A 12,972-nucleotide genomic window follows, 5' to 3' on the forward strand; every position below is an offset into this window, starting at 1 on the left:
TCGGCTTGCTTCAAGATCGCAATGATCTGACTGTCCGTAAATCGGGATTTCTTCAAGGGAATCTCCTCGGTCAAGGTTACGAGAAAATTCCACTTCTGGCCTCACCTAATTTTCGGGAGGATTACCAGACCAAATCCGCGTGAGCGTTGGAGACTATTGGCGGTGTAGGGTTGCCTGGGGGCTTTAGTGGCGCTGGCTTGGCGCTTGTAGGCATCGCCGATGCGTTACTGGCTCGATTTTGCATACCGCCCTTGGCGCTGGTGGTTCGAGCCTCGTGGATGGCGCAAACCGGCGCGAAACAAGCGCGAGTGGAAAGAAAAACTGCGCGAGACAGCACCGCGACCCACCCTGAGGGATCGCCAGGCTGAGCCGGGTCTGCGAACGGGTCAACTGATATCGTCGAAGGATAGGCTGATCAACTGGGCAGGGGTGCTCGATGGGCTTTGCACAGGGGGCGAAACGGCTCGAGATCCGGTCACCTCGCTGTGAGTATATATGCCGTCCAGCAAGCATCGTTCCGCGTCACGCCGCTACCGGAGGCGTTCATCACCGAAGATCGATGGTCGTCGTGGTCCAGGCAGCTGGATCACCGGATCGCGCCGCCTCTCGATAGGGAGTGCCTCAGGCGATGGCTGCGTCGCCTGTTCAATTTTTTGTTTGAACCGAGATCTCGCGACTTGTGCATTGACTGCGCGCTGGGCTGGTTATTCGGTTGGTTCCAACCCGCAAACGCTCTTCGCGAGAGCCTTCGCCGTACCGGCGTGATCGAGCGTCGTCTTGCCGGAACACGCGTTCACCAGCTTCATCTCTACGTGCTGTCGAGGCGCGCGTGGTCGCTGCGCAGTACGGCAGTGGCGGCGCTGTGCCCGGGAATGCGAAGCCTGCGCAGTATCCCGTTGCCTCATCATTGCAAGCTCACCCGGTGCCTGCTGGGATCCACGCCTTACTCCACGCAATCCGGGTTGCTGTCGTGTGGATGACTATGCAACACCGGCTGAAGGCGGATCGCTCGTTCAGGCGCCCGGGATGTGAACACTGGGCAGAGTCCAATAAACCTGGGCGAATCGATCGGTGACGCCTTCAGTCCCACTTGTGGGGAAGGCGATGGCGAGACGCAATGGTCGGCGACGAGATCCTAAACCAAGGCTTCCGGTCGAAGTTCATACGCTGGATAAAACGCGAAGCTCCGTCGCTCGAGCTGTCGTCGGCTGCACGCTGCTGCTGTTGATGGCGACGGCCGCTTTTTTTGCCGCTTCAGGAGATGTCGCCGAGCTCAAGGCCGTGCTCGATCAAACGATGCCGCTGTTGGCTTTTATTCTCGGTTACTACTTTCGTAGCCCGAAGGAGTAGGCGAATCGGCTGTCGCGGCCTTGGTGGCGCTTATTGCACCGAGTTGTCTTTGTCGTAAGGTTCCAGGTTGGAGACGCAATGGGTGAGGTCGCCAAGTCGGAAGCAGCGAGCTTCAGGGAAAAGGCACGGTGATCACTGTTGATGGACACCATTTACCCCAGCTTCGGTGCGAACTCATGCACTACGCTCCGGGCTTAACCGGTGGGCCAAACGGTCTATATCGACACGTGCCATAGCTGCGGCGCGCGCTGTCATGGCCGTTGGAAGCGGACCGATAGGCGCCACAGGCGACCATTTATGACGGACTGCACGTAGCCATTAGCTTGCCTGCGTGAGGCTCTCACTCAGCAATCACGGCAGTCGCGTGTGCAGGCAGAAACCGAGAAGGATTGCTCTGGAAGTGTCGAGACAAGCGTCACCGCCTAGTCGAGCTCTCCTCAACGCTCCCTGCATTTGATTGGCCGCAGGAAGCGTGCATACGCGGCCTACGTTGCAACGCGCGGCTGTAGGATCGCAGCCGACACCGAAGTTCCCGAGATTTGTCGGGTTCACTCAGTTCAGTGGAGTTCCACAGGAAGGGGAAGTGTGGCGAAGAACGATGTTGTCCTCCTTGACGGTGTAATCGATGCTCGTGTTGACGAGAGCGCATCGAGTGATCGAGCAGAGACCTTTGAAGCATTCGCCCTCGAGCAGATCCTAAAGGATTACGATCTGTCATCCGATGAGATCGAATCTGGCTGGGTAGATGGAGGCAATGACGGCGGTATAGATGGCGCGTTTATTTTTATCAATGGGCATCTGTTGCTAGATGCGACCGATTTTCCATGGCCCAGAACCAGCGCGAGTGTCGATGTTTGGCTTATCACCGTCAAGCATCACGCAACCTTTCAACAGGCACCGCTAGACTCCATGCTGGCGACCGTTCAGGAGCTATTTGACCTTGCCATGGAGAACGATGAGTTAAAGGGAACATATTCCTCTGAAGTGCTCACGTTCCGCACGCTCTTGTCCCAGACGTACCGACGCGTCTCCATTAGTCGACCCGCGATTAACTTTCATGTTCGATATGTTAGCCGCGGCGACACCGATCAAGTTGGGGAAAGCGTCCGAGCTCGGGCAATGCAGCTCGAGTCGACGATCTGCGGACTATTCAGTTCAAGTGGCGCAAAGTTCCAGTTCGTAGGTGCTGCCGAGCTTGTTCAGGAGTTTCGAAAGGCAAAAAGCTTTTCGTTAGATTTGCCTTTTGTCGAGCATCTGGCGACCGGAAGGGATAGTTACGTGCTGCTGGTAAGGCTCGCCGACTACGTTAGGTTTGTCACGGACGAATGCGGTCAGCTCAGGAGATATCTGTTTGACTCAAACGTCAGGGACTTCCTCGGAGACAATGAAGTCAACGACGAGATTGATCGATCTCTGGCCGATCCCCTTGCTCCCGATTTCTGGTGGTTAAACAACGGTGTTACCGTTCTCGCCACCAACGCCACGGTGCCAGGAAAGACAATTCAGCTGCAGAACATACAGATTGTGAATGGCCTGCAAACCACAGAAACTGTTTTCAGGCATTTCCAGACGGGCGCCACTACATCTTCGGATCGGTGCCTGCTGGTGAAAATTGTCGTTTCATCGGATGCGCAAGTGAGGGATCGCATCATCCGCGCAACCAACAACCAAAGCCCCGTTGAAGTAGCGGCGCTCCGCGCCACTGATAAGATACAGCGAGACATCGAGGAGATCCTAGAGCGTCACGAGTGGTACTACGAGCGACGAAAGAACTATTATAGAAATATTGGTAAGCCGCTAATGCGTTTTGTAACACCTGTATATCTAGCGAGTGCGGTAGTCGCTCTCATATTCAAGAATCCACAGCGAGCCACCAGGCTTCGGCCAAAGTTCATGAGAAATCAGGCGGCTTATGAATCGGTGTTTAGTCAGAATTTTCCGGTGGAGGTATGGCCTGTGCTGGTGGAGGTCTACAAACGTACGGATTCGTGGCTGTCAAAGTCCGCGCGAAAGCAAGTGGGAGAGCGCTTCGTTATTATCTGGCGTCCTCTCGTTGCTCTACTGGCTGTCGCCAAGGCGTTCGGAACATTTGCCTACTCAGTGCATCGCCTCAAAGATCTCGCAGGCGCCGCACTATCGGATGTTCACTTCTCAGAAATCTGGGAGATCGTGAGAGCGTTTGCCAGTGCGGAGGCGCGGCCTGAGAAACCTCGCAGCGAGGTCTACATTGAGTGCTGTAGACGAGCGGCCGATCAATTCTGTTTGGGCGGAGTCCAAGGCATTGGCGTTCGAGACTTTCCGTCGAAGATGCGGCGAATGAGGGAGGGGCCACTTTCCGATGAGTTCATTGCGATGGTAAACGACGTATTGCCCCCACAGCCTTGGCGCGCCGAGATTCACCATCAGGTAGCAGAAGTTCTCAACTCCACCCCCACTAGGGTGAGCAATGCGATTCGACAGTTGATCGTCGATGGCAAACGATTCGAGCAGAGAGATGGCATCGTCTTTGCTTCGGACGGGCGGGTGATCATGGTTGATCCAGAACGAGTTCCGTGGTCCGTTGAACAACTGAACCAGGAAGGTAACCTCGTACCGGAGGACAGGGGCTGAATCACACTTTTTCTCACGCGAGAAGCCTCACGGCTGTTTCCTATGACCGAATGCGGCATCACGATGTATTTCATGTGAGGCGTTCGTCATGCCCGCCGCAGCGGGTGCGTCGGATGTGTCATCTCCGGGAGGCTCGTCCTCGGAGTTCGCCGCTCCAGTTGTTCCGAATCGTATGCGAGCGCGTTGATTGTGGGTGGCGTCAATGCAGCGAGTGTGAATATCGCTCGCCGGCTGTCTTGGTGTTCGCGAGTTTCTCGGCAGACGTGCACCGCAGACATTACTTAACTCGTGAGTTCCGTGCTCATGCGTCTGATTTGATCGGAAGATCGGGCGCAGTTGAAGTCCATCGTAATCGAATGCGGTGGGTGGCGACGGGGCGTGGCTGTGGCGCCGGTCAGAACGGCGTGCGCCAGGACCGAACTTCGCTTCGCCGAGCGACGGTGAGTCTTGGAGACAAACCTCACTTGAAGCTCAATCCCGCTTGCAGCCAGCAAGTGCGAGATCGCATTGGCGACGTTATCGGACGTCGGATTGCCGTTCGACCCGAACATCCGCACCAAACTCGTCTCTGGCCCTTCTGTGCGCTCCGCAAGCTTGGTGTACCCGATCGAGCCTTTAATCACATCGCACACATGCGCACGCACGATGGAAGGCTCCCGTCGGGACAAGTACTGCATTTCTTCGCCTAGCAACGCGGCGGCATACTCAGCATTGCGACGCAACTCGAGATTGCACGACCTCGCTAAAAGGTTGGTGAAGCTGCTCTACGCATGTTCGTCCTTCAATCATCGCCACCGCTGCTTGTAGTCCCCCATGCTGAGCGTTTGCAAGCCCTGCCCACATCGAACCAACGATTTGTCATCAAGATCATTGACAGCTTGGAGCAGGGTGGCAGATCGAAGGGGCAATGATTGACTGAGTGACCACGCCGCACAACATTCTAGGCTCGGGCCGCGATCGAAGCGCGAGCGAAGTTCTCCGAGACGATCCGCGGCTCACCGAACGAAAAGGAACAGACGACGACGCTCACGTTGAAATTCTGCGCGAGGCGTCTCGAATTCGCATCTTGACGACTTTGCCAGTTCGCACCGATTGCGCAGTTGCAGCCGGTTGGCCATTACTGCGCGAGGCTGACGGGCGCCTGTGTAAACTTCCGGCACTGCTCACAGGATAAGGAAGACGACGTGCTGGAGGGTCTTGGATTTCGTGCAGTGTTTGCAATCGTATTGGGGATGGTCGGATCGACGGCGATGGCCGAAGCGGCGATGGTCTCAGGCGAAGCGATCAAAGCGCACACGGCCTTTCTCTCCGACGATTTACTGGAAGGCAGAGAAGCCGGCACCAGAGGCTACGATATCGCTGCGGCCTATGTGGCCACGCAGTTTGCGTTGTATGGTCTCAAGCCGGCGGGCGCGAACACCGACTTCTACCAGAGAGTGCCGCTGCGTCGCCGCTCTCTGCAGCCCGATGGCGTGCGTTTCGAGATCAGAACGAAGGACGGCACCACGCATTACCAGAATGGTCGAGACATTGCGGTCGACGCGAGCCCCTACACGCTCGCGGAAGACATCGAAGCGGAGGTGGTCTTTGCAGGGTGGGGTATCCGTGCTCCCGGCCTGCGGCATGACGACTACGCCGGGTTGAACGTCAAAGGCAAGGCGGTCGTGATTCTGGAGGGCGCCCCAGCGAGCTTCCCCGGTGCCCTGCGCGCACACTACAGCTGGATTCAGCAAAAGGAGCGCATGGCCGCGCAGTCCGGGGCCATTGCTTTGCTGACGCTCAAATCGCCAGAGCGCGAGCAGTTCTCACCCTGGGAGCGGGCTCGGCAGGCGCGTCCGTTGCCCGCGCTCGGCTGGCGCGACCCGGCGCAGGCCGCGAACCGACCGACGATCAAGGCAACCATCACGCTGGGACCGCAGATGGCGCGATCGTTGTTTGCGGGTGCCGGCCGCGACATCGATGAGATTTATCAGCAATCGACCTCATCGCCGCCTCGCGGCTTCAAGCTGCCCGCTTCGATGCGGCTGTCTCGCAGATCGGTGCATGAAGACTTGTCGAGTCCGAACGTGATCGGCGTGCTGCCTGGTACGGATCCCAAGCTCAAAAATGAGTATGTCGTGATCGCCTCGCACCTGGACGCCTGGGTCGGTCCCAAAGGGAATCCGGACACCATTTACAACGGCGCAGTCGACAATGCGGGTGGCATTGCTGCGATGCTGGAGGTTGCTCGGCTGTTGAGTATCGGCGGCGGGGGAAAACGTTCGGTGCTGTTCTTCGCGACCGCGGCGGAGGAGAAGGGGCTGCTCGGCGCCGACTATTTCGTCGCACATCCTCCCATTCCGCTGAACGAGATCGTCGCGGCGATCAGCGTCGATGGCCTCATGGCATTTCATGACTTCGCCGGCATCGTCGCGCTGGGCGCCGAACACTCGACGCTCGGAGAGATCTCGCTTGCGGCCGCGCGATCCATCGACGCGATACATATGCCCGATCCCATTCCCGCTCGCGGCAATCTGGCGCTCAGCGATCAATATCCTTTCCTGCGCGCCGGCATTCCGGTGCTGTTCCCCAATCCTGCGCGTGGCAATAGCCGCGAGGGTGGCGACGATGTGGCGGCGTGGGATGACTACGAGTCACGCCACTATCACCAACCCTCGGATGATATGAAGCTGCCGCTGCGCTGGGACGTGGCGCAACGGTGGGGGCAATACATGTACGCGGTGGTGGCCGGCACGGCCAATGCGCCGGATCGGCCTCGGTGGTACGAGGCGGATGAGCTCGCAGCGGTGTTCGCGCCGGCGGCCGAACGTGCCAAACGTCCGTAGGTCTTCAGCACGCAGCCAGATTCTGATCGGAGTATTGCGCCTGGATAACAGGCAATGAACCTTTGCGAGACTAAGGGCTCCAGGTTTAGCTCCTCTCTTGCACAAATGTAACAGCGCTTATATATTTCCCCGCATGCTCGATCGCCCCAACCCGACTTTGGGTACCTTGCTGCGAGATCTCATCGAGAAGCTCGACGGAGCCGTCGAGCGAAGCTATGTCGACTCGGGGCTGGACTACCGGCCGCGCTACACGCCCGTCATGCGCGCTTTGCTGGAATCGGGGCCTGCCTCCATCCGAAGCATCTCCCGCGCCGCGGGCATCACGCATTCAGCGGCGAGCCAGACGGTGGCGCAGATGGTCGAGAAGGGGTTGGTGCAATTGGAGCCCGGCGGTGACGCACGCGAGCGTATCGTCGTGCTCACACCCGCGGCGAAGGCGATGATTCCGAAGCTGAAGCGGCACTGGAGCGCAACCAACGAGGCGGCGCGAATGCTGGACTCGGAGCTCTCAGTGCCACTATCTGATGTGTTGAAAGAGGCGATTGACGCCCTCGATCGCGCTTCGTTCACGCAGCGTATCGATGCGGCGGCGAAGGGCGCGCGTTCCAAGCGTAGGAAGAAGACATGATGTGGACTGCTCGTTTGTCTCGTTTCACGTCCATGCTGGTGGTCGGCGGGCTGATGTGCGCCTCGGCGCTCGGTCAGGCTCAGCCAGCCGCCGCGGAGCTCTCGGCGGCTGAGCGAGAGGCTGCACTCAATGCCATCATCGCGGCCTTTGAGCAACGCTATGTGTTTCCGCAGATGCGACCTCGCATCATCGAGCGGCTGCAGACGCAGGCGCGTAACGGTCGCTATACCACGAGCGATCCGTTGGTCTTTGCCGAACGAGTGAGCGAGGATTTGAAGAGCGTGAGCCACGACAAACATCTGTGGCTGAGCTTCGATCCTGCCGGATACGCGATTGCGAGCCGCAGCACCGCGGAGAATGGCGGCGAGGAGGCACTGTGGCAGCGGCTCGCGCTGCGTGAGCACCATGGGCTCACGGAGATGAAAGTCTTAGAAGGCAATGTCCGCTATCTACGAATCAGTCGGTTCGACTGGCTCAACGATCAGACCGGCGCCGTGTATGACGATGCGATGCGCTTCCTCAAGGGCGGGGACGCTGTGATCATCGACATCCGAGGAAACGGCGGCGGCGCCCACGCGGCGGTTCGCTATCTCGTGAGTCACTTCATGGATCCCGACGTATTGGAAATGACCTTTCTCGAAGGGATCGACACACAGGCGCAGTCACGAACGCTCGAGCACCTGCCGGCCGGGCGGATGAAAGGCATGCCTCTCTATGTGTTGATCGATCTGAGCGCGGCCTCTGCGGCAGAAGCCTTCGCGTATGACGTTCAGCAGTTCAAGCTCGGCGAGCTCGTGGGATCAAAGACGGTGGGCGCAGCCAATAACAACACGCTGCTGCCGATCGCACCCGATTTCATTCTGAGCATCTCCTATGGCCGACCGGTGCATCCCGTCAGCAAGGCGAACTGGGAAGGCGAGGGCGTGGCGCCGAGCATCCCGGCCGCCTCGCATGAAGCGTTGGAAGTCGCGCACTCGGCGGCGCTCACGCGCTTGAGCGAGATGACGGGTGTCAGTGCGGAGAATCGCCGCGAGTATGCATGGGCCAAGGCCGCCGTTGACGCCAAACTGAATCCGGTGACGCTCCTGCCTGCGCGTTTGCAGCCGCTGGCCGGGCGTTTTGGGGCGATCGAGGTCGAGTTTCGTGACGGGACGTTGTGGCTGAGTCGACCCGATCGCGAACCTGCGCGCTTGTCACCAATGACCGCGGATGGTTTGTTTGCAGTTGAGCGTGTGGACGGCCTGCGGGTGAAGCTCACGGGCAAGCGCATGGAACTGCTGCGCGTGGGGGCGGCCAAGCCACAAGTGATCACTCGCGACTAAGCGGCGAGCATCGAAGGATCGAACATGAGGTCATCATTGAGTGCCGTCGCGATGCTCGCAGCGCTGTGCTCGCTGACAGGCGCGGCTTCCGAACGCCACGCTGCCAGCCGCACTGACTGTCCATCGGACGAGCGCGCGGCCTATATCTGCGATGTGCGGAATGCGGAAGATCTCCTGGCCATTCGGAACACGCCCTGGGTGCTCGCGGGCCGGCTGACCAAACCACCGACCGAGGGCGGCTTCTATCTCATCGACACCCGCAGCGGCTCGGCGCGTTCCGTCGCTCCTGACTTCAAACGGCCAACCGCGCCAATCTACGCCGACTGTCCTGGCGCGCCTGGCAAGGATCAGTTCGCCGCCCACGGCATCGCCATTCGCTACGGGGCAGGTTCGACACACGAGCTATACGCGGTCAACCACATCGGTCGGGAGTCCATCGAGATCTTCGATCTGCAGGTGAGCGCTGCCGAGCCGAAGTTGACCTGGAAAGGTTGCGTCGTCGTGCCGCCCGCCGTCATGCCCAATTCGGTGGCGCCTGTGCCGGGCGGCGGCTTCGTGGTGACCAGCTTCGGCATTCGTACCGATGCCGAGACTTATCAAAAGGCGATGGTGGGCGGCATCAGCGGGTTCGTCGCGAAGTGGGCGCCGGGCGCAGGCTGGTCGGAAGTGCCAGGCACGCAGTTCTCCGCCAACAATGGCATTGCGGTTTCCGAGGATGGCAAGCGGTTGTTTGTAACGGGGTGGGGCGACCGCAGCCTTCACGTCATCTCGCTCGGTGAGATTCCATACACCCATCAGACGGTGGCGCTGGGCGCCGTCCATCCCGACAACATTCGTACCATGGCCGATGGTCGCCTGCTGATTACCGGTCAGGCCGCGCCGCCGACGGAGATCTTCGCGTGCGCGAACCGCAGCAGCTGCGAGGTGGGTTTCAAAGTGCTCGCCGTCGACCCTGTTTCTCTGTCGATCGAGGTGTTGCTCGATGAGCCGGGCAGCCCAACGTTCGGTGGCGCCTCGGCCGCCATTCGGGTCGGCGACGAGCTGTGGGTCGGTACGTTCAGCGGCTCACGCATTGCCCGTTATCGACTGCCCCGATGATGAACGCTCCAACTGCCCGCCAGAGCACCGATGGTGCGGCCCGCAGGCCCTGCCGATGCAGCCGCACAGCGCTTCATCCGCGATCGTCGGAGTGCGGACGGTGAGAATGCACGGATCGATATGAATTAAGAACTAGCCGTACGGCGATCGGTTCGTCGGCCGCAGCGACAGTCCCAACCTGGAAACGTGCTGACGCACGGCCGCTTCGCTTCGTTTCAGCATCAGGCCAATGACGCGAGTCGGGGTGTTCTCTTTGATCAGCGTCTTGAGCGCCTTGTCCTCGGCGGCGCTCCAGTCTCGCCGACTTGAGCTGCTTCTCGTCACCGACTGTTTGGCTCCTCGTGCGTGGGCGGAACTGGATTTCTTTCTTCCGTTCGAGCGCTTTGCTTTGGTCGCCATCGTTAGTCCTCCAAATGGCCTGAAGAGTCTGTCCGCAAGCAACAGGGGCGGAACGCGTCGTGGTGCGGCAACGTTCCGTCCTATCTGTCTGAAGTTCCTATCATGAAGCACAAGCACCTTCGGTTCGGCGTCGGCTTCAAAGTCATCTTTGGCAACCGGCGGATGCAGGCGGCACAGATGGTGCTCGAGCCCGGCGATCAAGAAGGCGATGCCGGCAACAAGCATCAAGGCGCGGATCAGTGGTTGTTCGTTGTTTCGGGCACGGGAAAGGCAACCATCGGCAGGAAGGCGTACGCGCTTCGTCCGAACACCTTGCTGTTGATCGAGCAGAATGAGAAACACGAAATCCGCTGCACCGGCCGCACACCGCTCAAGACGCTCAATTTCTATTCCCCACCTGCCTACACCCCGGCGGGAGAGGAGCGCACCGCCGGGCGGCGCAGCTCGTAGCGAATCGCGCAACGTATGAAGATCGCAACGTTCAACGTCAACGGCATCGGCGGCCGCTGGGAGAATTTGGCAGCCTGGCTCGAGCGCGAGCAGCCCGATGTCGCCTGTTTGCAGGAGTTGAAGGCGCCGCAGGAACGCTTTCCGGCGCAAGCGCTACGAGCGCTAGGCTATGGCTCGATCTGGCAGGGCCAGCGCTCCTGGAACGGTGTCGCGATCCTAAGTCGGGTGGGCGAGCCGGTCGAAAGTCGCCGGGGATTACCGGGCGCTCCCGCCGACAAGGAGAGTCGCTACATCGAAGCGGCGGTGAACGGCGTCATCATCGGATGCCTGTACGCGCCCAATGGCAATCCACAACCGGGGCCGAAGTTTGCCTATAAGCTCGCGTGGCTCGAGCGCCTGAGAAAGCACGCGACGTCACTCATCAACATTCCGCACCCGGTGGTGCTCGCCGGGGATTTCAATGTCGTGCCGACGGATGAGGATATCTACAACCCGAAGTCATGGCGCAAAGATGCGCTGCTGCAGCCTGAAAGTCGCGCGGCATATTTCGAGCTCTTGCAACAGGGCTGGACGGACACGCTGCGCAGTCGGCATCCAGACGATCGGATCTATACATTCTGGGACTACTTCCGGAACCACTGGGCACGCAACGCCGGCCTGCGCATCGATCATTTGCTCACCAATCGTGCTGCTGCCGCCCGGGTGAAGGACGACGGCGTGGATCGTTGGGTACGTGGTGAACCGCACGCGAGCGATCATGCGCCCACGTGGATCGAGCTTGGGCGTGCCGCTCGGGCGCCCAAAAAGAAGACTCGCTCGAGTGTCGCGCCACGCGCGCGGAAGTCCTAGGCCCGATCTCGCAAATGACGGCCGTCGGGCCCTGCCGATACTTCTCTTGAAGACTGACGACCCAAGGCCGTCACCAAGAGATGGGGCGTGCGATCGGCGCGCCCCATCCAGTCCAAGATCGTCACTCATCGGGTGGCGGCGCGGCCACTATGCGGCACATTAACGTCGTGATCGCGGCGCTTCAAACCGAACAGGCCCGCTAACCCTAGCAAACCCAGCCAGCCCCACTCACCGTGATCTTCGCGATCTGCTCGATCGGTCGCTTGATTCATATCGTCTCCGGCTTGTTGTGCGGGCAACGACAGAGGGGCGGCGATCAGCACGCCGAGAGCGGCGGCTCTTACAAGTACATTACGCATTTTCAATCTCCGTCAGATTTCAGTTGGAATAACTGAGTGTGACAGGGACGCACACGACGCATCTTGGTTCCCGAATTCGAACTGAGCACCACCCCTTTACGGCTGCTGCCAAACGACGAGTCTCGCCCGACAATCTTCAATTAACAAATGTTATGTGAAGATCGAGCGTAGTACATCTGGCTGGAGGCGATGATGTCGAGCTGCTGCTGCTGCCGCTGTGACTTTGGAAGCGTCGAAACCATCTCGCAGCGTCGATGTCACCGACGCCCAGGCGCATCGATCTGATGCTGCACGAGCGCGATGAGCGGTAAGACCCCCACGACGGCGCCGCGCAAGAAGAGCGCTGGCAGCGGGAAGCAAAAAGACTTCCCCAACGTCGGCAAAATACCGATCGCATTGTCTCTCGCTAAAGCCGCTTGTAGCGGCGCCTCGGTCATTGCGCGCACTACCGGCCAACCGATTCGCTGACCTGGATCGCATGTTCCCTCGCTGATGTGGCCTCAATCACCGAAATGGCGCTCAAAAGCAGCGCCTCGGCGGCAGGTGGAGCGGGGGATCGAAGGCGCCGACGGACGTAGGGAACGCGACCGCTCACGCGGTGAGTCCGGTCGGTGCCGGGAATGAAGGGGTGATGACGACGCCTCGATGTCATCACGGGCCCGGCTCGAATAACCACAGGACAAAAGAAAAAAGTTTCCCGCTGTCGCGCGCCCATGTTCACTTGTTAATGCGGCTGCGGGGTCGCTTGACCACACTACGCCCATGCTTGGCCTGACGAACAGGATCGAAGGAAAAGTCCTTGCTGTGATTGCAGAGAAATTGAGCGCACGCGAACAAATGTTGACGCCGCGCACGGATTTCAGACGCGATCTTGGCGCCGATTTGCTCGCGATGATCGAGTTCGTGATGCTGCGGGAGGCAACCTTTGATGTTGATATTCCGCATGAGGATCCGGCGCAGATATCAACGGTCAGCAGGTCGTCAATTATCTGAAAGAGATCGAGGCCGGGCTACACCATTGAGCAGGACGCACCAGGGATCGTTCGAGTCTGGCTTGCCTGCCGTAGACGGCCCTTCGGGTA

Annotated in this window: 11 protein-coding genes; 9 read left to right on the forward strand and 2 right to left on the reverse strand. The window is 59.6% G+C overall.

Annotated elements, in window-relative coordinates:
- The first annotated feature begins 1,071 nt into the window (after window positions 1-1,071).
- The 6 genes from EK373_RS27855 to EK373_RS27880 all read left to right on the forward strand — a co-directional run bounded on the left by EK373_RS27855 (window position 1,072) and on the right by EK373_RS27880 (window position 9,833).
- A complete protein-coding gene (locus EK373_RS27855; protein WP_232831336.1) occupies window positions 1,072-1,350 on the forward strand; it encodes a hypothetical protein in 279 nt (92 codons plus the stop codon).
- Between the two features lie 585 nt (window positions 1,351-1,935).
- Window positions 1,936-3,960, forward strand: a complete 2,025-nt coding sequence (locus EK373_RS27860; protein WP_129648026.1) for an AIPR family protein — start codon at window positions 1,936-1,938, stop codon at window positions 3,958-3,960.
- Between the two features lie 1,211 nt (window positions 3,961-5,171).
- Window positions 5,172-6,785: a M28 family metallopeptidase gene (locus tag EK373_RS27865; protein WP_129648028.1), complete on the forward strand. Its 1,614-nt coding sequence runs from the start codon at window positions 5,172-5,174 to the stop codon at window positions 6,783-6,785.
- A 133-nt stretch (window positions 6,786-6,918) separates the two neighbouring features.
- Window positions 6,919-7,413: a MarR family winged helix-turn-helix transcriptional regulator gene (locus EK373_RS27870; RefSeq protein ID WP_129648030.1), complete on the forward strand. Its 495-nt coding sequence runs from the start codon at window positions 6,919-6,921 to the stop codon at window positions 7,411-7,413.
- Window positions 7,410-8,735, forward strand: coding sequence for a S41 family peptidase (locus EK373_RS27875; RefSeq protein ID WP_129648032.1), 1,326 nt, complete (start codon window positions 7,410-7,412; stop codon window positions 8,733-8,735). Before EK373_RS27870 ends, EK373_RS27875 begins: the two co-directional genes overlap by 4 nt.
- A gap of 24 nt (window positions 8,736-8,759) precedes the next feature.
- Complete coding sequence (locus tag EK373_RS27880) at window positions 8,760-9,833, forward strand: hypothetical protein (RefSeq protein ID WP_129648034.1); 1,074 nt, start codon at window positions 8,760-8,762, stop codon at window positions 9,831-9,833.
- 132 nt (window positions 9,834-9,965) lie between these two features.
- Here EK373_RS27880 and EK373_RS27885 read toward each other — a convergent pair whose 3' ends face one another.
- Window positions 9,966-10,157: a hypothetical protein gene (locus EK373_RS27885; RefSeq protein ID WP_129648036.1), complete on the reverse strand. Its 192-nt coding sequence runs from the start codon at window positions 10,155-10,157 to the stop codon at window positions 9,966-9,968.
- Between the two features lie 177 nt (window positions 10,158-10,334).
- Between EK373_RS27885 and EK373_RS27890 the strand changes: the two genes are divergently transcribed.
- Entirely contained in the window at window positions 10,335-10,682 is a 348-nt protein-coding gene (locus EK373_RS27890) for a cupin domain-containing protein (RefSeq protein WP_129648038.1), read from the forward strand.
- A 15-nt stretch (window positions 10,683-10,697) separates the two neighbouring features.
- The gene (locus EK373_RS27895; RefSeq protein ID WP_129648040.1) at window positions 10,698-11,531 is read left to right on the forward strand and encodes an exodeoxyribonuclease III; all 834 of its coding nucleotides are present in this window, start codon (window positions 10,698-10,700) and stop codon (window positions 11,529-11,531) included.
- 125 nt (window positions 11,532-11,656) lie between these two features.
- On the opposite strand, the gene EK373_RS33525 is transcribed toward EK373_RS27895, so the two are convergent.
- Complete coding sequence (locus EK373_RS33525; protein ID WP_198683703.1) at window positions 11,657-11,890, reverse strand: WGxxGxxG family protein; 234 nt, start codon at window positions 11,888-11,890, stop codon at window positions 11,657-11,659.
- A 762-nt stretch (window positions 11,891-12,652) separates the two neighbouring features.
- On the opposite strand from EK373_RS33525, the gene EK373_RS27905 reads away from it, so the two are divergent.
- The gene (locus EK373_RS27905) at window positions 12,653-12,883 is read left to right on the forward strand and encodes a phosphopantetheine-binding protein (RefSeq protein ID WP_129648042.1); all 231 of its coding nucleotides are present in this window, start codon (window positions 12,653-12,655) and stop codon (window positions 12,881-12,883) included.
- Window positions 12,884-12,972: the final 89 nt, after the last annotated feature.

The organism is Peristeroidobacter agariperforans, from assembly GCF_004138335.1.
Lineage (GTDB): Bacteria > Pseudomonadota > Gammaproteobacteria > Steroidobacterales > Steroidobacteraceae > Steroidobacter > Steroidobacter agariperforans.